The sequence below is a fragment of the Acinetobacter sp. YWS30-1 genome (assembly GCF_033558715.1).
In the GTDB taxonomy this organism is placed as follows: Bacteria; Pseudomonadota; Gammaproteobacteria; order Pseudomonadales; family Moraxellaceae; genus Acinetobacter.
Genome location: NZ_CP114606.1, coordinates 862,267 through 885,438, shown reverse-complemented (window position 1 = coordinate 885,438; position 23,172 = coordinate 862,267). Strand labels below are relative to the sequence as shown.

Annotated in this window: 21 protein-coding genes and 1 tRNA gene; 13 read left to right on the top strand and 9 right to left on the bottom strand. The window is 41.4% G+C overall.

Translation table 11 applies throughout. The features are described from left to right. The gene (locus O4M77_RS04050; protein WP_323713889.1) at nt 1-996 is read left to right on the top strand and encodes a 5'-nucleotidase; all 996 of its coding nucleotides are present in this window, start codon (nt 1-3) and stop codon (nt 994-996) included. A gap of 139 nt (nt 997-1,135) precedes the next feature. On the opposite strand, the gene O4M77_RS04045 is transcribed toward O4M77_RS04050, so the two are convergent. The 3 genes from O4M77_RS04045 to O4M77_RS04035 all read right to left on the bottom strand — a co-directional run bounded on the left by O4M77_RS04045 (nt 1,136) and on the right by O4M77_RS04035 (nt 3,451). After that, on the bottom strand, nt 1,136-1,510 hold the full coding sequence (locus O4M77_RS04045) for an endonuclease domain-containing protein (protein WP_323713888.1): 375 nt from the start codon (nt 1,508-1,510) through the stop codon (nt 1,136-1,138). 68 nt (nt 1,511-1,578) lie between these two features. After that, a complete protein-coding gene (locus O4M77_RS04040; protein WP_323714087.1) occupies nt 1,579-2,622 on the bottom strand; it encodes a molecular chaperone DnaJ in 1,044 nt (347 codons plus the stop codon). A 142-nt stretch (nt 2,623-2,764) separates the two neighbouring features. Next, complete coding sequence (locus O4M77_RS04035) at nt 2,765-3,451, bottom strand: carbonic anhydrase (protein WP_200230797.1); 687 nt, start codon at nt 3,449-3,451, stop codon at nt 2,765-2,767. A gap of 478 nt (nt 3,452-3,929) precedes the next feature. Here O4M77_RS04035 and O4M77_RS04030 point away from each other — a divergent pair, with 478 nt between their 5' ends. Then, the gene (locus tag O4M77_RS04030; RefSeq protein ID WP_104426479.1) at nt 3,930-4,607 is read left to right on the top strand and encodes a DUF421 domain-containing protein; all 678 of its coding nucleotides are present in this window, start codon (nt 3,930-3,932) and stop codon (nt 4,605-4,607) included. Between the two features lie 2 nt (nt 4,608-4,609). Here the strand turns inward: O4M77_RS04030 and O4M77_RS04025 are convergent, their stop codons facing one another. The 3 genes from O4M77_RS04025 to O4M77_RS04015 all read right to left on the bottom strand — a co-directional run bounded on the left by O4M77_RS04025 (nt 4,610) and on the right by O4M77_RS04015 (nt 7,993). Continuing rightward, nucleotides 4,610-5,305: an HAD family hydrolase gene (locus O4M77_RS04025; protein ID WP_323713887.1), complete on the bottom strand. Its 696-nt coding sequence runs from the start codon at nt 5,303-5,305 to the stop codon at nt 4,610-4,612. A 137-nt stretch (nt 5,306-5,442) separates the two neighbouring features. After that, a complete protein-coding gene (locus O4M77_RS04020; RefSeq protein WP_323713886.1) occupies nt 5,443-6,615 on the bottom strand; it encodes a porin in 1,173 nt (390 codons plus the stop codon). A 136-nt stretch (nt 6,616-6,751) separates the two neighbouring features. After that, a complete protein-coding gene (locus tag O4M77_RS04015; RefSeq protein WP_323713885.1) occupies nt 6,752-7,993 on the bottom strand; it encodes an MFS transporter in 1,242 nt (413 codons plus the stop codon). 133 nt (nt 7,994-8,126) lie between these two features. On the opposite strand from O4M77_RS04015, the gene O4M77_RS04010 reads away from it, so the two are divergent. The 5 genes from O4M77_RS04010 to putP all read left to right on the top strand — a co-directional run bounded on the left by O4M77_RS04010 (nt 8,127) and on the right by putP (nt 12,901). Then, nucleotides 8,127-8,756 (top strand): 1-acyl-sn-glycerol-3-phosphate acyltransferase, encoded by a 630-nt coding sequence (locus O4M77_RS04010; protein WP_180052667.1) that lies wholly within the window; start codon nt 8,127-8,129, stop codon nt 8,754-8,756. Nucleotides 8,757-8,820: 64 nt separating this feature from the next. Continuing rightward, complete coding sequence (locus O4M77_RS04005; protein WP_323713884.1) at nt 8,821-9,738, top strand: patatin-like phospholipase family protein; 918 nt, start codon at nt 8,821-8,823, stop codon at nt 9,736-9,738. A 100-nt stretch (nt 9,739-9,838) separates the two neighbouring features. Then, nucleotides 9,839-10,321 carry an NfeD family protein gene (locus tag O4M77_RS04000; protein WP_323713883.1) on the top strand — a complete coding sequence of 161 codons (483 nt, stop codon included), beginning with the start codon at nt 9,839-9,841 and terminating at the stop codon, nt 10,319-10,321. A gap of 3 nt (nt 10,322-10,324) precedes the next feature. Continuing rightward, nucleotides 10,325-11,176, top strand: a complete 852-nt coding sequence (locus tag O4M77_RS03995) for an SPFH domain-containing protein (protein ID WP_005234507.1) — start codon at nt 10,325-10,327, stop codon at nt 11,174-11,176. A 213-nt stretch (nt 11,177-11,389) separates the two neighbouring features. Continuing rightward, nucleotides 11,390-12,901 carry a sodium/proline symporter PutP gene (putP, locus tag O4M77_RS03990; RefSeq protein ID WP_200229996.1) on the top strand — a complete coding sequence of 504 codons (1,512 nt, stop codon included), beginning with the start codon at nt 11,390-11,392 and terminating at the stop codon, nt 12,899-12,901. A gap of 82 nt (nt 12,902-12,983) precedes the next feature. Here putP and O4M77_RS03985 read toward each other — a convergent pair whose 3' ends face one another. Next, nucleotides 12,984-13,892 carry a farnesyl diphosphate synthase gene (locus tag O4M77_RS03985; RefSeq protein WP_323713882.1) on the bottom strand — a complete coding sequence of 303 codons (909 nt, stop codon included), beginning with the start codon at nt 13,890-13,892 and terminating at the stop codon, nt 12,984-12,986. A gap of 228 nt (nt 13,893-14,120) precedes the next feature. After that, on the bottom strand, nt 14,121-15,311 hold the full coding sequence (gene prpF / locus O4M77_RS03980; protein ID WP_004783077.1) for a 2-methylaconitate cis-trans isomerase PrpF: 1,191 nt from the start codon (nt 15,309-15,311) through the stop codon (nt 14,121-14,123). Between the two features lie 332 nt (nt 15,312-15,643). Here prpF and O4M77_RS03975 point away from each other — a divergent pair, with 332 nt between their 5' ends. The 5 genes from O4M77_RS03975 (at nt 15,644) to O4M77_RS03955 (ending at nt 21,409) form a co-directional block, all read left to right on the top strand. After that, on the top strand, nt 15,644-16,996 hold the full coding sequence (locus O4M77_RS03975) for an amino acid permease (RefSeq protein WP_004783078.1): 1,353 nt from the start codon (nt 15,644-15,646) through the stop codon (nt 16,994-16,996). Between the two features lie 91 nt (nt 16,997-17,087). Beyond that, nucleotides 17,088-17,163 (top strand) — tRNA-Arg (locus O4M77_RS03970). Nucleotides 17,164-17,500: 337 nt separating this feature from the next. Continuing rightward, nucleotides 17,501-18,772 (top strand): OmpP1/FadL family transporter, encoded by a 1,272-nt coding sequence (locus O4M77_RS03965; protein WP_323713881.1) that lies wholly within the window; start codon nt 17,501-17,503, stop codon nt 18,770-18,772. A gap of 169 nt (nt 18,773-18,941) precedes the next feature. Then, entirely contained in the window at nt 18,942-19,910 is a 969-nt protein-coding gene (locus O4M77_RS03960) for an IS30 family transposase (RefSeq protein WP_253105210.1), read from the top strand. A 278-nt stretch (nt 19,911-20,188) separates the two neighbouring features. Beyond that, nucleotides 20,189-21,409, top strand: a complete 1,221-nt coding sequence (locus tag O4M77_RS03955) for an OmpP1/FadL family transporter (RefSeq protein ID WP_323713880.1) — start codon at nt 20,189-20,191, stop codon at nt 21,407-21,409. A 74-nt stretch (nt 21,410-21,483) separates the two neighbouring features. On the opposite strand, the gene thrH is transcribed toward O4M77_RS03955, so the two are convergent. Next, nucleotides 21,484-22,101, bottom strand: a complete 618-nt coding sequence (gene thrH / locus O4M77_RS03950; protein ID WP_179993412.1) for a bifunctional phosphoserine phosphatase/homoserine phosphotransferase ThrH — start codon at nt 22,099-22,101, stop codon at nt 21,484-21,486. Nucleotides 22,102-22,309: 208 nt separating this feature from the next. Between thrH and O4M77_RS03945 the strand changes: the two genes are divergently transcribed. Next, on the top strand, nt 22,310-23,044 hold the full coding sequence (locus tag O4M77_RS03945; protein WP_323713879.1) for a phosphoadenylyl-sulfate reductase: 735 nt from the start codon (nt 22,310-22,312) through the stop codon (nt 23,042-23,044). Nucleotides 23,045-23,172 lie beyond the last annotated feature (128 nt).

Here is a 23,172-nt window from a genome sequence, read left to right as displayed (position 1 = left end):
ATGAGTGGATACAATTTAGAACAAAAACTTGTTATTGGCTTAGCTTCAAGTGCTTTATTTGATTTAGAAGAATCAGATGCAGTTTATAGAACTCAAGGCGAATTAGCTTATCGAGAATACCAACGAGAGCATGAAAACACTCTTTTAGATCAAGGTGTAGCTTTTCCATTTATTCAGCGCTTGCTTAGTTTAAATAGTATTTTTCCACCAGATAAGCCATTTGTTGAGGTCATTTTGCTTTCTCGGAACGACCCTAACACTGGCTTACGTGTTATGAATTCAATCGAACACTATGGATTGGGTATTAGAAGAGCTATCTTTTTACAAGGTCGTACACCTTATAAGTATATTAATGCTTTAAATATTAGTTTATTCCTTTCAGCAAATGAAACAGACGTGAATCAAGCAATTACAGCAGGCTATCCCGCTGGCCTAATTTTGAAAGGACAAATATTTGATATAGCACACGATGAAGAGCTTCGTATTGCTTTCGACTTTGATGGAGTTATTGCTGATGATTCATCAGAACAGGTCTACAAAGAAAGTGGACTTGGCGCATTTATTGAAAATGAGAAGAATCTTGCAGACCAACCTGCTAATGAAGGCCCACTTCATAAACTTTTGAAACAACTATCTACTTTGCAAAAAGCAGAACTAAAATATCAATCCCAAAATTTAGATTATAAAAGTCGTTTACGAATTTCTATTGTCACTGCCCGCAATGCACCTGCTCATAAACGTGTAATTAATTCTTTACGCTCATGGGGAATAGAAACCGTCAATGAAGCCTTTTTCTTAGGTGGAATTGAAAAACGTAAAGTTTTAGAAATACTACAACCTCATATTTTCTTTGACGATCAAGTTACTCACCTTGAGAGAACTGCCGAGAGTATTGCATCTGTTCATATTCCTTTTGGTATAGCTAATAAAAAAGCTGAACTGAAACAAACTGCCACCTCTAATGATATAAACGAACTAGTAAAAGAGGATAGCTAATTTTCATACCCTCACCCCAACCCTCTCCCCTAGGGAGAGGGAGCGTCATTTAATTTAATTCCTGTATGAATTTCACATTGGAATTCCCTCTCATAAGCAAGTTTTAAAGCACTGCTTTAAAACGAAGCGCAAGTGAGGGTTAGGGAGAGGTATTTTTTGATTCAGTACACCTCTGCCACAAATCCTCCAACACCACATCCGTCCGCCCCAACACTTCATTATTCCAATACCTCACAACTCTCAAACCCAAAGCCTCCAAAAACTTGGTTCTTTCAGCATCATATTCCATAGCATCATCCGTTCCATGCTGACTGCCATCCAACTCAATCACCAAACCAATTTCATGACAGTAAAAATCCACAATATAAGGCTCAATCACATGCTGACGACGAAATTTAAGATTCATAAAACGTTTGGCACGAAGGATTTGCCACATGAGGTGCTCAGCATCGGTGGCAGTGTGGCGCATGAATTTGGCGAAAATTAAAAGTTGAGGATCAAGCTTTTTGTTCATGGTATTTTTTATTTTTTGTGAGATTAGCAGATTTTATAACCTCTCCCCAAGGAAGAGGTAGAAAAACCTTAAAGCATCCCACGCCTTAAAAACATCTCTAATCCACTTACCTTTTTGATATACATCAGGCGTTCTTTTTCGACCTTAATCTGCTGCTTGATAGTGGAAGTATCTTCATCAATCTGTTTATACAGATCAGCAATTTGAACTTTTCCCTTTGCTTTTTTGACTGCAATTCTGGTTTTCGATGACCAGACCAATCTATGAATTAAGGTATCAATCTGCTCTTGTAACTTCTGGCTCTGCGCATCCAAAGCCAGTTGATACAGCTTGACTTGCTCTGCACTTAAACTCTTTTGCGAAGGATCTCGATCTTGCTCAATCTGAAGCTGCATTTTTAGTAAGGCAAACAAATCCTGTTCTGCATAGGCTTCGTTGGCACGCTGCAATAATTCAGTTTTTTTAATCTTTTTTACATCATTTGCTTCACGATCCGGATGAATCGCTGCAGCAATCTTCAAATATACCGATTTCACTGACTGCTCTGCCATTGCGGCTGCCTGTTTCTGCTTTTCCTGCTGGCGTTTTAGTTTGGCCTGCTCGCGGATTTGCTGAAAATGATCAGAAGCCCATTCTTCAAATCCCTCAGCATCTGCCGGATCTGGGATATTTTCATTCTTAAAGAATCTTTCCAGTTCATTGGTCTTTTTTTGGCTTTTTCTGAATTGGGTATGTTCAGCACGCTGCTGATAATAGGTGAAGATTTCATTGACCTTATTGGCTTCTTGCGCTGACATCGCCTGAGAATCTTGCAGATAATCTGCCAGGTATTGAATCTTCTCATCCAGTACTATCAACTCGGCCTTGGTGAAATCTGTTTCCTGTAAATGCGTCCAGAGCTGTTCGAGCTGCTCAAACAGAACACCATACAATTCATGATAGACCGGCATGAAGGTTTTATGCGTATATTGCTGTAGGTCTTCTTCAGCCTGTTGCCATTGTTTTAACTCCAACTTCTGCTGTTCGATTTTATCAATCAGACGATCCAGCTTCTTCTGCTGTGGCGAAAGCGCTGTGAATGGCTGGATCATGGTTTTTAAGTCAAAGAGCATGGCAGCAGAAAGACCCAAGGAAATCTTATCTATATTAATTCGTTCAGCTTTCGCCACAAAGTTCTTTTGACCTTAGGCTATTGAAATTTGTATCAGAATTAAAAAAAGCAGAACTAAGTCAGCTTTTTCATCCAGATTTTTTTTATTCCAGTACCACACGGCCATTTAAGGACTGCACTGGACGGTTATTTGGATGACCCATTAACTTGGAAAATTCTGAAATCTGTGTCGCAGAGGCCTGTTGGATCTCTTTCAAAATCAACCAGCGCACACCTTCAGAACATGGTGGTGTCGTCAGCGAACCACTAAAGCGGTAATAATCCAGATTCTTAGGCAACATCTCATTTACAGGTTGCGGAGTTTTCAAGACGACTTTTTCACTTTGCTTTTTCGGCAAGCGATTCCACATACGTTTAAGCATCGGATTTTCTGTACCCTGCGCAAACATCATCGCCACTACAGCAAGTTCACCTTGAGTATTGGCATGGACAAAATGAATCTCTAGAGGATAGCTCTTGCCTTTAATTAGGTTCTCACTTGGGCTATGTAGATGAAACTGTTTCAGCACAAAAGTTTCACCATCCAGCTGTAATTCTCCGCCTTGAGCAAAGTCTACCTGAACGGTATGACCTTTATTTTCAATTGTGTGAATCATAGTGTTATAGCTAAACTTGAGCGGTTCCAGTTCAGCTTTGACTGTTCGCTCGATATTGATTGGTGACTGGTTCAGTCCATTACAGGCTGAATATTTCTGGTTTAGAGTCGACCATTGTTCAGGCTGATCATAGTTCCAGTCTGCATCTGCAAATACCGCTGTACTTAAGCCCATAACCGTTAAAAGCGTGAATATCTTTTTCACAATACATCCTTTCTTGGAAGTCAAAATCAATATTTTTAATTTAAAAAACAGATTTTTAGCTTGATCTAATCGCTATATTTTTCAGGGCACAACATACAGAAATTTATAATTATCAAGTTATTTGATTACAAATCATTAAATAGTTCTCATTATTCCTAGGAAATTGCTCAGATTTTATCTTGATATATTTCAGTAGGATATTATTTGTACTGATTAAAAATCACACAGAGTAAAATGTGAACTGGTTCAAATTTAATCTGTTGAATAATCAATCAATATTTACATGAAATATCTATCTTATTTTCTTAAAATCGCTATATCTTTCACTCATAGCAATCACATTCAAAAAACATAATTTATTTTTATTCAAAAACTTACACAATTACAGCAGCAAACTAACAGCCGAGATTGATAGACTCGTAACAAAGAGTGATCTGGAATAATAACAATGGACTGGGCCACCATATTTATAAATGATACGACCTGGGAATTTGCCACAGAAATTTTGCTGCGCTGTGTAGTGATGTACGCGATGATTATCCTGTTTCTGCGGCTGACAGGTAAACGTGGGGTACGACAACTTTCGATCTTTGAAGTCACCATCATTCTTGCTTTGGGTTCCATTGCCGGCGATCCGATGTTTACAGAAGATCTTCCCCTGATTCAGGCAGCACTGATCATGTCGGTGATCATTTTCCTGTATCGTCTGACCACCTGGCTCATGATGAAATTTCAATGGTTTGAAGACCTGCTCGAAGGCAAACCGATTCATATTGTGGAAGATGGTTTACTGGTCATTGATGAAATTAAAAAAGGCAAAATGTCTCATGATGAATTCTTTGCTGAGATGCGTCAGCAAGGCATTGAACATTTGGGTCAGGTGCGCCTAGGTTTACTGGAAACAGATGGTAAATTCAGTATTCTATATTTCCATCCAGATGATGTTCGGCATGGGCTCCCGCTTTTCCCTAAATCCTGCTGCATAGTCAAAGAAGTCAAGCCAGAAGAGCTTTATGCTTGTATTTATTGCGGTCAAGTCCAGCATTTAAAAGAAGCGGAACAAACTTGTCCACGCTGTCATTCTCACCAATGGGCAAAAGCCATGAATAGTCACCGGATTACTTAAAGCTACTTAAGCCGCTGCAAATGATCAAAGATTTCTGGTAATTGCTGAATCTTATATTGAATATGTCCGGCATCCGGATGGAAACCTTGCATCCACAAAGCATGCATACCTACGGCTGTTGCGCCTTGAATATCATTGACAGGATGATCACCAATATATAGACACTTCTCTGGCTGCACGCCTAAACGCTCTGCGGTAATCTGGAAAATTTCCGGTTGCGGTTTATTAAAGCCGACCAATCCTGAACTGACAATCTCATCAAAATACTCTGCAATACCTAAACCGCGAATGGTATTTAATCGGGTCTCATGTCCGCCATTGGATACAATGGCCAAGCGATAACCTTCAGTTTTAAGCTGTTTTAATACTTGCCCTGCTTGCGGCATCTCTACGGCAAAACGGCCAAACTGGTTGAACCAGAACTGCGCCAATTCATCTAGATCTGGTGGAGTCACCCAGGATAATTCCTGCAACAATGCATAGGCAGCTGAAGCGCCAATACTGCCATGGGTCAGCAATTCCTTTTTCGGATAACCGCCATTATCAATGCGTCGTACAATTTCGATAATTTTCTCAAGTTCAATCTGTGCTAGTGCCGAAGCATAATACTCCGCCAGATAACGGCTATAGGCCTGTGTCGTCAGATCACGATGGGTCAAGGTATTGTCGAGATCAAATAAAACGGCTTGAATGGTCATAATTTAAAAAGGAATAGAAGGTTTTCTGTCATGGTAACAGCTGGGAACTTTCAGGATTAGATCTAAAATTGCTAAGTTTTGTTGTTTTAGGCATAAAAAAAGCGATGCCGAAGCACCGCTTTTATTTTGTTCTAAAATTAGAACTTGTATTCGACGCCTGTACCAACAAGTAACTGGTTATCTTCATCAGAACCTTGTTCAATAGTCAGGTAGCCTGCCGTACCGTACACTTTGACTTGCTTAGATAAAGCGTAGTCTACACCAGCAAGAATTTGCTTAGCTTCAAAGTCTGGAGTTGCATTATTGAAAGTTACATCGCTGTAGCTATATTGACCCTTTACTGTCCATTTTTTCGCGTTTGGTAGATTATATTCAGCACCAATCAACCATGCTTGAGCATCGTCGATATTACGCGCAAATGTTGGGGCGATGTTAGTTGTTACACCTTCAACAGTAACGTTAACTGGAACACTAGCATCTGCATTTTCAACATCTGAAACTTGGTATAAACCACGGATTGACAAGCCATTATCCAAATTCACACGACCAATCGCACGTAGTGTATTTAGTTCAGTAGTAAAATTAGAACGCTCACCTACATCACGTGAATCAGCATTTAGAAAACCACGTGCTAAAAGACGAGATGGAATTGCTTTGTCATAACCCAGACCTGCGACAAATGTTTTGTCTGAGTAAACAACTGAAGAAGACCAAGAATCACCTAAACCACGACCAGCAACAGTAGAGCCGCCCTTAGTTGCTTTAATAGTGTCGTTACCTTCACCAGTTGCAAGCTGAAGTTTTGCCTCAACCTTACCTTCACCCACATTGAATGCAGGAGTTTCATAAACCAATACGTTATCGATACGGTTTTCACCTGCCATAATACCGTTTACGTCAGCATTGTTTGCTACATAGTTGTTGAAAGTATCAACTACAGCAGAAAGCTGTTTTACAGGCGTATCAATCTTACCGACTTTTAACGCACCTAATTTCTCATCTTTTAAACCAATGAGAATATTACGCGGTACGAATACGTCATTGCTGCTGTTTGAACCTTCATCACTATAGAATGTGAATTCAGCTTGGTATAACGCGCTTAAACGGTCAGTTAATTTTTCATCCCCTTTTAAACCCAAGAATGAGTTATTAGAGTTCAAGTCAGTAATATGACGATCTTCTACGCCATTTTTATTATCTGCTTGTACATGATCTAGAGAAAGATCGATTTCACCATAGAAAGTTGGTGCTGCAAATGTAGTCCCCGCTAAAAGGCTGAGTGCGATTGCTGTTGCTAACTTAGTTTTCATTAAAAAATCCTTTAACTTATTTTGTTACAAATAATACACACGACGCCTATATTACAAAATTATTAAAAAAATATTTACATATTCTTTTTAATACTTTAGGTGGGGAGTTAATTAACCTATTTATTCATAAGGGATTTTAAATATTTCTCGCTATTTTCATCCATCGGAAAATAGGAATCAGGCAAAAAATCGCGATGATTACGATCGAATTTAGATAGTTTTGGTAACCCAAAGCGTCCCCTAGTAGCCCGCTCAGGCTATAAAGCCCCCCGCTTATAGTAGCCATCAAGGCGACCTGAAAGGTGAAATCAGTCCCTGCTAGATGCTTGCGACTGTATTGCATCACCAAGGTCAGCATAACCACTAAGAGCATGGCCGATATCATATCTTCAGCAGCATTAATAAGATAAATGATCCAGTTTGTTACTTTGTTTTGGGCTTCATACTGTGCAGCCAGCCAGGCATAAGCGATTAGACTGAGTATTTTCAGAATAGAGAAAATCATTAAACTCCAGCTGCGCGACCAGTATTTCAAACACCAGCCTGCTAGCCCTGCGCCAATTAATGCTGCAAAAGCACCAAGCATGGTGACATAAATACCGATCTGACTAAAACTCAGTCCCAAATCGACCATCAAAGGTTTTAATAAAGGCCCAGACAGACCATCCGCCACTTTAAAGGTTAGTAAAATCAGCAGCCATTTCGCCAAGGTAGAATCAGCTAAAAAATATTGAAAATAAGCTTTGATTCTAGTCCGAGCAGGTAATTTTTCAGATGATGAAGAAATCATCTTTTGGTGATCCGGCTCTTTAAACCATAACACCGGTAAAGTATTCAGAAAGACCAGAGCTGCCAGCAGTAAAAAGGTCATCTGCCAATGCAAAAAATCGAGTAACCATAGGACTGCTCCGCCTCCAACAATAAAGCCCAAGCGGGAGCCAATCACCTGAAAGGTATTACCCCAGTGTTGCTGTTCATTTTTCAGAATATTGACTGCCAGTCCATCTGTAGCAATATCCTGAGTAGCACCGATCCCATTCATCACTAACAACGTGATAAAAAAGATCAGCAGATACAGCGGCTGGTTTAAAGCTTGGATCGGCAAAAAAGACAGTCCTATCAGCACAGCGACAGAAAGCCATTGTAAAGGAATAATCCAGCTTCGATAATGGCCTCGAGATTTTGATCCATGCTGATCGACTAAAGGTGCCCAGAAGATTTTAATCGACCATGGCAGCATGAGCAGACCAAAGCCACCAATATGTGCCAGAGATACGCCTTCAGCTCGTAAAATTACAGGTAAAGCGTGCGTCATAAACCCGACCGGAAGCCCCTGTGCCCAATATAGGGAAAACAGTAAAATATAAGTATTCCGCATATTCAGCGCAGGTCCTTAAGGTAAAAATGCTAAAAGCATCCATCATCGCTATACATTTTGCCAATGATCCAGATTTTACAACAGTCTAATATGATCAAAAATAAAGAAAAATACGTTTCAGGATGAGACATTGATGAGTACAACACGTTTCCCCAGACTCCCTCCATTAGTTCCCTCCCGCGGAGGTAAACTGAGCCAAGCCCTGTTTAAACAGCTATTTCTGGCTCAGGGCTGGCAGCTCAAAGGCGAATTCCCTAACCTGCCTAAAGCAGTAGCGATTATTTCCCCGCATACCTCGAATATCGATGCCTGGCTGGGCTTCAATGCTTTGCTCGGTCTCGGCATTCAGATCACGATTTTTGGCAAGGACAGTTTATTCCGCACACCACTTAAACCGATCCTGGAATGGATTGGTGTGGTTCCGGTTGTACGTGATACCCCTCAAGGACATACCCGACAGATTGTTGATGTCATTAATAAGACTGATCGGATCTGGGTAGGTATGGCACCGGAAGGTTCTCGCAAGGCGCCAGAAAAAATCCGCAGTGGTTTTTATCATATTGCCAAGGCAGCCCATTTGCCGATTGTGATGTTTTCCTTTGACTATGACATCAAGACCGTTCATATCCTCGGTGTATATCACCTGACAGGTGATTATGAATATGATCTGGAACAGATCTATAAGCATTATGAAGGTAAATTTTCGGCCAAAAATCCGGATTGGGTCGCCAAGCCGTTACAAAAGCTTTTGAAAAAAGACTAGGCAAAACTGGCTTTTTTTGATGTGATAGCCTGAATTTTGTTGATTTAATCGCCAGTTTTTTATAATGAAATTAACCCGTTATGCTCTGATTGGCTGCTTGGGTTTAAGCCTTGCAGCATGTGATAAAGCTACTAAAACCCCAACAACCTCTACTCCTCTTCAGGCTCGTGAACCTGTGGTGGCTATTGCGCTCGGTGGTGGCGGTGCCAAAGGCTTTGCCCATATCGGGGTACTCAAAGTCCTCGAATCGCACGGCATCAAACCGAAGATTGTTACTGGAACTAGTGCCGGAAGCTTCGTGGGCAGTCTATATGCCAGCGGCAAATCTCCTTATCAGTTGCAGCAAATCGCCTTGAACTTTAAAGAATCCGATATTCGTGATTTAACCCTGAACCGCCAAGGGATTATTGCCGGACAGAAACTGCAGGATTTCGTCAATAAAAATGTGGCGAATAAACCGATTGAACAGTTCCCGATTCGCTTCGCGGCAGTGGCAACCCGCCTAGACAATGGCCGTAAAGCTGACTTTATCAAAGGCAATGCCGGACAAGCCGTGCGTGCCTCTTGCAGTATTCCGAATGTCTTTGTGCCCGCTGTAATTGGCGGTACAAAATATGTCGATGGCGGTCTGGTTAGTCCAATTCCAGTAAAAACGGCCAAAGATATGGGAGCAGATATTGTTATTGCCGTAGATATATCTGCACGTCCGGACAGCAATAAAGCACTCAACATGTGGGGCGTACTGGACCAGACTATTAATATTATGGGTCAGCAAAGTATCAATGAAGAACTCAGGCAAGCTAATATCGTGATCCAGCCTAAAGTAGGTCATATCGGTACGCTAGATTTAAAAGCCAGCAATGAAACCATTCTCGAAGGTGAAAAAGCCGCGCAACTAAAAATCCGTTCAATTGAAAAAGCCATCAGTGATTTTAAGCAGTCTCCGGCTGCATTCAAGCCTGTACGACCGGCAAAATTTTAATCAGAATTTTTTATATTCATCTGCTGCTGCATCTGCTACATTGGAAGTAAATCATATAAAGATGATGATTAATTAAATACTTAGCAATATAGGTCACGATATGGAATTAGTTCTTGAACCTTGGCACTGGTTTGTATTGGGAATACTTCTTATTCTTTCAGAATTACTCCTGCCCGCTTTTGCTGCCCTCTGGTTCGGGATTGGTGCCATTATGGTTGGCATTCTGTACTGGATGTTCCCAATGATGGGATTGACCACTCAGATCCTGACCTGGATCATCCTGTCTGTTCTTTGTACCTTGCTCTGGTTTAAGTTTATCAAGCCGCTTTCTACAGACAAGACCAAAGCCGGCTTGTCGCGTGAGGCCACTATTGGCCAAATTGGCATGGTGATTCAGACCGATCTTGAACAGGATCAGATTCGGGTTCGTTTTCCGCTGCCAGTTTTAGGCTCGGATGAATGGGATTGCCGTGCTCTGGATAAAGTTCAGGTTGGAGATCGTGTCCGTGTTGTCGATATCTTGGGAAATGACCTGGTTGTACAGCCCCACAGCACTCAATATCAAAACGAAAAAGGTGAATAAATTATGTCTGCTGGCACTATCATTGTTATTGCGTTCTTGGCCTTTGTTGCGATTACCATTTTTAAAGGTGTACGGATTGTTCCACAAGGCTATAAATGGATCGTACAACGTCTGGGTAAATACCACACCACACTTAATCCTGGCCTGAATTTTGTTATTCCTTATGTAGATGAAGTGGCTTATAAAGTCACCACTAAAGATATCGTCCTGGATATCCCTTCTCAGGAAGTAATTACCCGCGATAACGCTGTTCTGCTGATGAATGCGGTAGCTTATATCAACCTGACAACTCCTGAAAAAGCGGTGTACGGGATTGAGAACTACTCATGGGCAATTCAGAACCTGGTACAAACTTCGCTACGTTCAATCGTGGGTGAAATGGATCTGGATGATGCCTTATCTTCACGCGATCATATCAAGGCGCGTTTAAAGTCTAGTATTTCTGATGATATTTCAGACTGGGGTATCACCTTAAAGACGGTTGAAATCCAGGATATCAAACCTTCTGTAACCATGCAGACGGCGATGGAAGAACAGGCAGCGGCAGAGCGTCAACGTCGTGCAACCGTCACTAAAGCGGATGGTGAAAAACAGGCCGCCATTCTGGAAGCTGATGGTCGTCTGGAAGCGTCACGTCGTGATGCAGAAGCGCAAGTCGTACTGGCAGAATCTTCACAGCGTGCGATTGATATGGTGAGTCAGGCAATTGGCGATAAGGAAATTCCTGTGGCTTATCTGTTGGGTGAACAATATGTCAAAGCCATGCAGGATATGGCCAAGTCTCCAAATGCCAAGACTGTGGTCTTGCCTGCCGATGTGCTGAATACCATTCGCGGTGTGATGGGACGTCACTAAATTTCAGAGATACTTCACAATAGGCAGCCAATTGGTTGCCTATTTTCTTTCAAAATAAGAAAATCTCAGCAAAGATTGTGAATTTATGGTTAAATTTCGCGTTTATTTTTGAAATCCTCTGGATTCGATGTTGCCTGGCTTTCGGATTAAAGTCTTTCGCATCTGTCATAATCCTTGTTTCGATCTACTGTCCAACTTAAAAATGGATACCGTATGAGCTCCCTAAATCCAACCTTAATTACCTTTCTTTTTTATATTGTCGGCATGGTCGTGATTGGCCTGATGGCATACCGCGCGACAAACAACTTTTCTGATTACATCTTAGGGGGCCGACGTTTAGGTAGTTTCGTAACTGCACTTTCTGCAGGGGCTTCCGACATGAGTGGCTGGCTGCTGATGGGCTTGCCGGGTGCAATTTATCTTTCAGGCCTGTCTGAAATGTGGATTGCGATTGGTCTGATTATCGGTGCCTGGCTGAACTGGCTGCTGGTTGCGGGTCGTTTACGGGTCCATACCGAAGTCCAGCATAATGCCCTGACCCTACCGGACTATTTCTCGAACCGTTTTAACGATCAGAAAAAAGTACTGCGTGTGGTTTCTGCATTTGTCATTCTGATTTTCTTTGCAATTTACTGTGCTTCAGGCATGGTGGCAGGTGCACGTCTGTTCGAAAGTATGTTCGACATGTCTTATAGTACAGCGCTCTGGATCAGTGCGATTGCAACGATCAGTTATGTGTTTATTGGCGGTTTCCTGGCAGTCAGCTGGACGGATACCATTCAGGCAACCCTGATGATCTTCGCCCTGCTTCTTACACCAATCGTAACCATCCTGACTTTTTCAGATATGTCGCAAGTTACGCTCGCTTTGGAAGCCGCACGTCCACAGGCCATGAACTTGGTCGGTGATCTGAGTACCATCGCGATCCTGTCATTAATGGCATGGGGTTTGGGTTATTTTGGTCAGCCGCATATTTTAGTGCGTTTCATGGCCGCCGATTCAGTGAAGTCGATTCCAAATGCACGCCGTATCGGGATGACCTGGATGACCCTTTGTCTCGGTGGCGCTGTAGCTGCAGGTTTCTTTGGTATTGCCTATTTCCAGCAACATCCGGAACTCGCTGCTGTGGTGAATGCCAATCCTGAAACCGTATTTATGGAACTCACTAAAATTCTGTTCAATCCATGGATTGCCGGTGTGGTTCTGGCGGCAATTCTTGCTGCAGTAATGAGTACGCTTAGCTGTCAGTTACTGGTTTGTTCAAGTACCCTGACTGAAGACTTCTATAAATCATTCCTACGTAAAAATGCCTCACAAAAAGAACTGGTTTGGGTCGGTCGTTTGATGGTGCTTCTCATTGCTTTATTGGCAATCTGGATGGCTGGTAATCCTGAATCTAAAGTCTTGGGTCTGGTGGCGTATGCCTGGGCAGGTTTTGGCGCTGCTTTTGGTCCACTGATTATTCTGTCTTTGTTCTGGAAACGTATGACTTTAAATGGTGCTTTGGCAGGTATGGTTGTCGGTGCATGCATGGTGATTCTGTGGAAAAATACTATTGGTGGAACAGGTCTTGGTTTTATTCCAGCCGGCATCTATGAAATTATTCCAGGCTTTATCTGTTCTTGGATTGCGATTGTGGTTGTGAGTCTATTAGGCAAAGCGCCAACAGCTGAAATTACGACACGCTTTGAACAGGCAGAACGTCTGTATAACGAAAGCAAATAATTCAATATAAAACAAAAAGAGGACTTTAAGTCCTCTTTTTTATGCTCGTTTTAAGCTAATTTCAAGAAGACTAGTTTTAAAATCAGCTTTTACGTGTCAGCAGGAACTGGGTAATCTGCATCAGGTCATCGGCTTGTCCTTCAAAATGATTCAGTGCAGTCATGGCCTGATCATGTAACTGCTGTGCATAGGTTTGGGCTTTCTCTAAACCCATCAATGCTGGATAAGTTGACTTCTCCACTTGTTCATCCTTGCCCGCCGTTTTACCCAGCACTTCTGTATCAGAAATAATATCCAGAATATCGTCCTGCACCTGGAAAGCCAGACCAATCGCTTGCCCGAATTCACGCAGTTTTGGAATGGCCAGATCAGTCCCTTCAAAGATGGTCACCGCTGCCATCATAATCGCTGCACTGATCAAGGCACCGGTTTTATTTCGGTGAATGGTTTCCAATGCTTCCTGATCAATTTTTTTGCCTTCGGCCTGTAAATCCAGTACCTGACCATTGACCATTTTCGAGGAAGCAGTCGCCAGAATCTGCATCTGCTTCAAGACAATCGCAGGTTCTACTGCAGGCCCCTGATCAAACAGACGACTACCCAGAATTTCAAACGCCATAGATTGCAAAATATCACCCGCCAAAAGAGCCGTATCTTCACCAAAAGCAGCATGACAGGTTGGCTGACCACGACGTAACAAGTCATTGTCCATACATGGCAGATCATCATGTGCCAGTGAATAGCAATGAATAAACTCGATCGCAACTGCGGCACGGCGTACCGCAGCACTATTCTGATTTGGCTTTAATGCGGCAGTGGCATAACAGAGTGCTGGACGTACCCGCTTTCCTCCTAGCATTACGGCATGATGAACTGCAGACTTTAACGGTTCCGGAATGGAAAAGGCTTCCAAGGCAGTCAGTAAATCGTGTTGAATCCGTTGTTGTGCTTGAGTTAGTGCATGGGTTGATACGTCAGTGATAGATGACACATTCGCCTCGAATACGTAGCCAGAATAATAAAATGACAGTTTATAAGTGCCTGTCTGTTATCAGGCATTGTACCTAGAATTGCATTGAATTTTCATTCTTAAATCCAAATGTTGTTTCATAATTCTGTATTGAGACTGAAAATAATCAAATCAGAAATATCTTTTTTAATAAAAAAACCACCAGAGAACTGATGGTTTTACTTAGGCTAATTTTCTCAAGGAATAATTTTAAGAGAGAACATCTTCAGGGACACGCACCCAACCTTCCATTAGCACACGAGCACTACGGCTCATAATGGCTTTTTTCACTTTCCATTCCCCATTTTCCTGCACTGCTTGCGCACCCACTCTTAAGGTACCGGAAGGATGACCAAAGCGGACTGATTCACGCTCCCCGCCACCTGCAACACGATTGACCAAGGTTCCCGGAATTGCAGCAGCGGTTCCAATCGCGACAGCCGCTGTCCCCATCATGGCATGATGCAACTTACCCATCGATAAGGCACGGACCAGAATATCGCTATCTGTTTCAGTGACTTCCTTACCACTAGAGGACGTATAAGTCTTTGGCGGAGCCACAAAAGCGATCTTTGGCGTATGCTGACGTGTAACAGCTTCACTAATGTCCTGAATCAGACCCATCTGTTGAGCAGCATAGGCTCGGATGGTTTCAAACTTCACCAAGGCAGCTGCATCATTATTGATATGGTCCTGTAACTCGGTACCGTTATAGCCCAGATCTTCTGCCTTTAAGAAAACTGTCGGGATCCCGGCATTAATCATCGTTACTTCAAAGCTGCCAATATTCGGTACTTCCAGCGTATCGGTTAAATTTCCTGTTGGGAACATTGAACCGCCCTCGGCATCATCATCGGCAGGATCCAGAAATTCAATCTGCACTTCGGCTGCTGGAAAAGTTACGCCATCCAGTTCAAAATCGCCTAGTTCCTGAACCTGACCATTCTGCATTGGTACATGGGCAATAATGGTTTTCTGAATATTCGCCTGCCAGATTCGCACCGTACACAGCCCATTTTCAGGAATACGTGCAGGATCGACCAGGCCATTGGAAATCGCAAATGCCCCAACTGCTGCAGTCAGATTGCCACAATTACCACTCCAGTCCACAAAAGGTCGATCAATCGATACCTGACCAAAAAGATAATCCACATCATGATTTTCTTGCTGACTTTTAGTCAGAATCACGGTTTTGCTGGTACTTGAACTGGCACCGCCCATCCCATCAATCTGCTTGCCATATGGATCCGGGCTGCCGATCACTCTTAATAATAACTGGTCCCGAATTCGGCCTGCCTGTTGTGCAGCAGCAGGTAAATCGTCCAGTTTAAAGAACACCCCTTTACTGGTGCCTCCGCGCATGTAAGTGGCCGGGATTTTGATTTGGGCAGCGAAACTCATGAATACTTTCTTCCTCTGGCTTGTCTTTATTCTGATCAAAATTATTGAATATTTCTGAGACGAGTATAATCGGTTTAAAGCCAAGTAGCTGCCTTGCCCGACCTAAGTATAAAAAAACAGCATTTGTGTCGAGTTAAAAAAACAGCAAACTCATCAGTTACATTTTCAATAAAATTAATATATTGATTCACATATCTTTTATTCTATTTATTTTTATAATTTTTTTTTATAAATACGATAATAATATTTCATCCAGACGGGTGCTCTAGGCTTCTTATCTTTGTTCCATTACAATCTTTATACCTATTTCTTACATTGTCGGGCTGAACACTTTGAATAACGAGTCTTCACAACTTCAGCGTGGCTTAAAGAACCGTCATATTCAGTTGATCGCCATGGGCGGTGCAATTGGCACAGGCTTATTCTTAGGTTCCGCACAGGTGATCCAATCTGCGGGTCCTTCTATTATTCTTGGCTATGCCATTGGTGGCTTAATTGCATTCTTAATCATGCGTCAATTGGGTGAGATGATTGTTCATGAACCTGTAGCAGGTTCATTCAGCCATTTTGCTTATAAATATTGGGGTAAATTCCCTGGTTTCCTTGCGGGTTGGAACTACTGGATCTTATATATCCTAGTGGCTATGACCGAGCTTACCGCCGTTGCAAAATATATTAATTACTGGTGGCCTCATATTCCTGCCTGGACCTCAGTCCTGTTTTTCTTCATCGTAATTACGCTGGTCAATCTCGGCAATGTGAAATTCTACGGTGAATCAGAATTCTGGCTATCCATTGTGAAAGTGACTGCAGTCATTTCCATGATCGTCTTTGGTCTCTATCTGATCCTGACTGCTGATGCATCTTCAGGAGCTTCTTTCAGCAACCTTTGGACAGCAGGCGGTTTCTTCCCGAATGGTTTTGAAGGCTTATTCTATATGCTGGCCTTCCTGATGTTTGCCTTCGGTGGGATTGAACTGATCGGGATGGCGGCAGCAGAAGCTGAAAATCCAGAAAAAACCATTCCAAAAGCGATTAATCAGGTCGTATTCCGTATTCTGGTATTCTATGTAGGTGCATTGACCATTCTATTGTCTTTAGTACCTTGGAATCAGTTAGAGCTTGGCGGCCTAGATAAAAGCCCGTTTGTGATGATCTTCAGCCAACTAGGCATTGACTGGGCAGCACATTTACTGAACTTCATCATCCTGACAGCGGCACTCTCTGTTTATAACAGTGGTATGTATGCCAATAGCCGTATGCTTTATGGTCTGGCACAGCAAGGTAATGCCCCTAAAATCTTCAAGACTGTGAACAAACAAGGGGTTCCTATTCCTGCAGTACTGTTCTCTGCCCTGCTGATTTTCGGCTGTGTACTCCTAAACTACTTTGTTCCTGAAGATGCCTTAAGTCACCTGATTTATGTGGTGGTAGGTGCATTGGTACTGAACTGGGCCATGATTAGCTTGACCCACTTCAAGTTTATGCAAAGCATGAAGCAGTTAGGACAAAAGACCAGTTTCCCTGCATTGTGGTCACCTGCAAGTAATATTCTGGTTTTAGCTTTCATTGCAACCATTCTTTACATCATGTGGACACAAGGCTTTAAAGAATCAGTACTGATGCTTCCGATCTGGGTAGTGATCATGTTTATTCTGTTTAAGGCACTGCGCCCTAAGAATTAATCAAAAAATCTTTTAATCGATGATTTTTAAAGTTATTGCTGCGGCAATAACTTTTTTTTTGTATTTTTTACAGTACAATAGCCTTCTTTTCGCGCCCTTAGCTTAACTGGATAGAGCAGTTGCCTCCTAAGCGACCGACGTGGGTTCGAGTCCCGCAGGGCGCACCATCCTTTCAAAATGTGATCTATACTTCAAAAAATTAGCGTTAATCTTCATATTTTTAGAATATTTTTTATACAAAAAATCATTTTTTCTCCATTATTTTATTTCTTTTACTTTCAAATACTTATTTCAAAATAAGGCTATTTTTTGGTGCAAAAACTCTATTTTGGTGCTTTTTTAGACTAATTAGTTTTTTCTAGAGCATTTACTCTTATTTTAATTGTGCTATTTTTGTCACATGGAGTAACAAATGATTGCGGATAAATACCCGAAATCTCCAAGAATTTAATAAGTGCAAACAACAACGCTAGATATAAATTTGTACCTCAAGGAAAGACGTAAATGAAATTAAAAACATTAACTACTGCAATGATTCTTGCAACTGTACCTATGACAGGCGCGTTTGCAGCGGCGATGGACCGTTCAGGCCAATCTATCGCAGCGTTTTTACAACCAGGTAATTATGCTGAAGCAGGCATTTCAGTCCTAGATCCTTCTGTTTCTGGTGTTACATCTGCAGGATTAGGCGGACAATCTACTGGTGATATGGCTAGTGATTATTACTTCCCATCTGCTGCTTTAAAACTTCAAGTAACAGATAATTTCTCTTTCGGTCTTCTTTATGATCAACCTTTTGGTGCTGAAGCTGAATATAAAGCTCAATCTGCTGCATTTAATCCTACTGGAACAGATGGTACACAAGCTGAAGTACATACCGAAAATTTAACATTCTTATTTGGTTTCCAGCCTAATGAAAACTGGAACTTCTATGCAGGTCCTGTATATCAGAATGCTAAAGGTGAAGTACATCTTCGCGGCGGTGCATATAGCTCTTTACAAGGCTATGATGCAAACATGAAGAAAGATGGTGAATTAGGTTGGATTGCTGGTTTAGCATTCCAAATTCCTGATATTGCCCTAAAAGCTTCTTTAACTTATCGTTCAGAAGTTGAACATGAGCTTAGTACAACAGAAAATGCTAGTACCGTTGTACCAGGTTTCCCAGGAATTGCCCCAGTTGGTGTACCTCCTCAAGCATTTGCTTATGCGCCAGGTAAAACTAATGTTACCACCCCACAGTCTGTAAACTTAGATTTCCAATCAGGGATTATGGCTGATACAGTGGCTTTCCTAAATGTGCGCTGGGTTAATTGGGATGGTTTCGCAATTCGTCCTACTCAATTTGGACAAGCTCTAGACCAACTTGCAGATGTAGGTAATACAATTCCAGATGTTCCAGTTCCAGAAGTTGCTGCAACTAAAGCACTCTTAACTTCATTACAGGGTGGAAACCTAGTTGAATATAATAAAGATCAATGGTCAGCTACAGCAGGTGTTGGTCGTAAATTCAATGAAAAGTGGGCAGGTAATGTCTCTGTAGGTTGGGATTCTGGTGCAGGTAATCCTATAACAACTTTAGGCCCAACTGAAGGCTACTGGAATGTTGGCCTAGGTCTACAATTCTCACCTGCTCCAAATTACTTTATTGCCGGTGGTGTGAAGTACTTCTGGTTAGGCGATGCTCAAGCATTAACTGTTGCTAATCCAAATGTTGGTAACTTTGAAGATAACCATGCTCTAGGTTATGGCTTAAAAATGGGCTATCGCTTCTAATTCCTGATAGTTAATAAAGACCACCTTCAGGTGGTTTTTATTATCCCAATTATATTTTGGCAGAGTAAAACTTGAAGTGCGACATAAACCACCTAATTAATTTAAAGGGTTTATGGAGTATATAAAATTGTCATACCATCATCTTAACTTTGAAGATCGTACTGCATTAATGCTTGAGTCAAGAAAAGAAGGCTTTTCAGCCAGAAAATTTGCTGAACTCATTAAAAGACATCCTAGTACGATCTATCGTGAGCTTAAAAGAAATAGCATCAATGACGTTTATCAAGCTCAATATGCTTCTGATAACACCTTCGCTAGACGTAGACGCGGTCACAGAAAACTCAAAATCGACTCAATTCTCTGGAGATTTATTGTTGAAGCGATCCGTTGTTTATGGTCTCCTCAGCAAATAGCAAAGCGTTTAAAGACATTTCCTGATTTGGATCAAACAATGAATGTAAGCCATACAACGATTTATTCAACTATACGAGCATTACCAAAGGGTGAGTTGAAAAAAGACTTATTATCCTGTCTGCGTCATGAAAATAAAAAGCGAAAAGCTAACGGTGAACCTAAAAAAGATTCTATATTACAGGATATTAAAACTATTCATGAGCGCCCAGCCGAAGTTCAAGAAAGAAAAATACCGGGTCATTGGGAAGCCGATTTAATTAAAGGTAAAGACAATAAAAGTTCGATAGCAACACTTATTGAACGAAATACACGGCTCTGTATCTTGGCAACATTACCTGATGCAAAGGCAGAATCAGTGCGCAAGGCTTTAACTGAAGCTCTGAAATATTTACCTGCAGAACTACGTAAAACGTTGACCTATGACCGTGGACGTGAGATGTCAGAACATAAAATCCTCGAAGAAGATTTAGGCATAGATGTATATTTCTGTGACCCACATTCGCCATGGCAGAAAGGTACATGCGAAAATATGAATGGTTTAATTAGGCAATATTTACCTAAAGGGATTGATTTAAATCAGGCAGATCAGCATTATTTAAATCAAGTCGCCATGTCACTGAATACTCGTCCTAGAAAAGCTTTAGATTGGCTTACACCATTAGAGAAATTTGCTCAGCTTGTTGATTATCATAAGGCTTTTGAAACTGTCGCACCTCATGTTTGAATTCGCCATATTTTTATACACCTGTATACTATTCGATGCTTTTATCACCAATCAAATTTTTGCCTAAATTTTGTTTTTAATATATTTTGATAAAAATTATTATTTGTTTATTTTCATTAAGTTAATCAAAAAAATATAGTATAAATACTCTAAGCAATCATTTTTTATAACCGCCATAGTTCATTTCTTGGACGAAGTGGAGCATTTACTCTTTTTAAATTTGTGTTACTTTTCCACAACTTTTATTAATATTTATGCAACATTGTCAAGGATGAGCCATGAAGCTTAAGCCAATCTCTATCGTTATTCTTCTTTCTAGCCTGCCTACTTCTCTCGTGTTCGCTGCCGGTTTAGACCGTTCAGGCCAGTCTATTCAGGCTTTTTTACAACCTGGTAACTATGCGGAAGCGGGTATTTCTGTTTTAGATCCAGAAGTTCAAGGTAAAGACAATGCCGGCAATAAAGTCAGCGATATGGCTGAAGATTACTACTTCCCTACTGCTGCTATAAAAATTCAGGCAACTGATAAAATATCTCTGGGTTTACTTTATGACCAGCCATTTGGAGCTGACGCTCAATATGCGCCTGAATCTAATGCTTTTGCTACAGTAAATACCAATACTGGTGTATTGGAGGGCACTTCTGTTGAAGTAAAAACCAATAGCATTACAGCACTTATAGGGTATCAGCCAAATGAGAACTGGAATGTTTATGCCGGACCTGTCTATCAAAGCGTAAAGGCGAAAGTCTCCCTACGTGGTACAGCTTATAGAGGCCCGCAAGTTCTTGGCGGTTATGATATTGACCTTAAAGAAAGTGAAGCTTACGGTTGGTTAGCTGGTTTTGCATATTCTATTCCTGAAATTGCCTTAAAAGCTGCTGTGACTTATCGCTCTGAAATTAAACATGAATTAGATACCACAGAAACCTTCGGTTTTGGTACAGATGGGGCTTTATATATTCCTGGATTAACTGGCACATTATTGGGTAAACCAGTAATTCCAACTTACCATAAAGCGGAAATTACTACACCACAATCAGTCAACATTGACTTACAGTCAGGCATTGCAAAAAATACCTTAGCCTTTGCTAATATTCGCTGGGTACATTGGGATCAGTTTGCAGTAAAACCTGCTTATTTATCTCAGCTAACTGGCGCACTCACCGGAAAACAGCAGAATCTTGTCGATTATTCAGATGATCAATGGTCTGCAAATGTGGGTTTAGGTCATAAATTTAACGTTAAATGGTCAGGCTCTGCTGCTGTAGGTTATGACTCTGGTGCAGGAAACCCGGTAACCACCTTGGGTCCAACTGAAGGTTATTGGAGTGTCGGTCTAGGCGGCCAATACAGCCCTGCAGAAAACTATTTTATCCAGGCTGGGGTTAAATACTTCTGGCTAGGAGATGCACAAGCACAAACAGGTGGTGAAGTAAAAGGTAGCTTTGAAGACAACCATGCAATCGGCTATGGTATGAAAATCGGTTACCGTTTCTAATTGCGTTAAAAAATTAGTATTCAACAAGAAAGGGCGCTATAAGCGCCCTTTCTTTTATTACATACACTTAAATATTAAGCTGGAATATCACGTACTGAAGCATTACGAATCGCTTCTTTTAACGCATCATAACCACGAATTGGCGGGAATTGCGGGAATTCAGCAATCACATTTTCAGGCGCATCAAATAGGAAACCATGATCTGCTTCACCTAGCATCGTGGTATCATTATAAGAATCTCCTGCTGCAATCACACGGAAGTTCAAGCCATGTAATGCTTTTACGGCTTGACGTTTTTGGTCCGGCTGACGAAGTTTATAAGCAGTGATCATGCCCTCTTCATCAGTTTCCAGCTTATGACAGAAAATCGTTGGCCAGCCTAGTTGCTTCATTAGAGGATGAGCAAATTCATAGAAAGTGTCAGACAGAATAATCAGCTGAAAATGAGTACTTACCCATTCTACAAATTCCTTGGCGCCTTCAAATGGCCCCATATCCGCAATCACAGCCTGGATATCATTTAGACCCAAACCATGCTGTTTTAAAATATTCAAACGCTGGGTCATCAACACATCATAGTCAGGAATATCACGTGTCGTTGCTTCGAGCTCTTTAATACCTGTTTTTTTAGCAAAATTGATCCAGATTTCTGGAACCAAAACGCCCTCTAGATCTAGACATACGACTTCCATGAAGCATCCCCTCAGTTGTATTGAAAAAATTTTGCCCTATCATAGCTGAAGAAAAAGATTTTGCACTGTTCTTTTTTAAATCTGTTTTTTTCATAAGTATTTATTTTTTAGTGATAAGTAGCTTTGGGCATTTCTATTAAAATAGAATAAATCTGAAATAAATTCATATAGGCCACGTCATTTCCAAGCCTATGCCGCCAGGACTCATATGACCAAAATCCCCACTATTGCTATGGTAGATGCGCTTGCATCTGAATATGCAGATAAATCACCAAGTGAAATTTTAGCGCTTGCTCTCGAGCAGGAAGGCGAAATTGCCATTTCATTTTCTGGTGCAGAAGATGTCGTACTGATTGATATGGCATCCAATTTAGGTAAACCTTTCCGGGTATTTAGCCTGGATACAGGGCGTCTGCATGCTGAGACTTATCAATTTATTGAAAAAGTTCGCCAGCACTATAATATTGATATCGAAATCTGTTTCCCGGAAACAGAGGAGATTCAACAACTGACGACTGAAAAAGGTTTGTTCAGTTTCTACCGTGACGGCCATCAGGAATGTTGCGGAATCCGCAAGGTGCAACCTTTACGCAAAAAACTGGCAACTTTAGATGGCTGGATTACCGGTCAGCGTAAAGACCAAAGCCCGGGAACACGTAATGACATTCCAGTGGTTCAATCTGATGAAGGTTTTTCTGGTCCAGGCAAACAGCTGATTAAATATAATCCCCTTGCCAACTGGTCTAGTGCAGATGTGTGGAATTATATCCGAATGATGGAAATTCCATACAACCCACTACATGAAAAAGGTTTTATCTCCATTGGCTGTGAACCTTGTACCCGTCCTGTGCTGCCAAATCAGCATGAACGTGAAGGACGCTGGTGGTGGGAAGAAGCCACCCATAAAGAATGTGGCTTGCATGCCGGGAACTTGAAAAAATAATCTTAAAAAACCATCCGTTCGTCGGGTGGTTTTTTTGTGAACCAATCGGCTACAGAAAAATCAGTACCTTTATGCGACAAAATCGCTATACTTTGTAATGTGATACCAATAATTCTAACAAGGTTGCT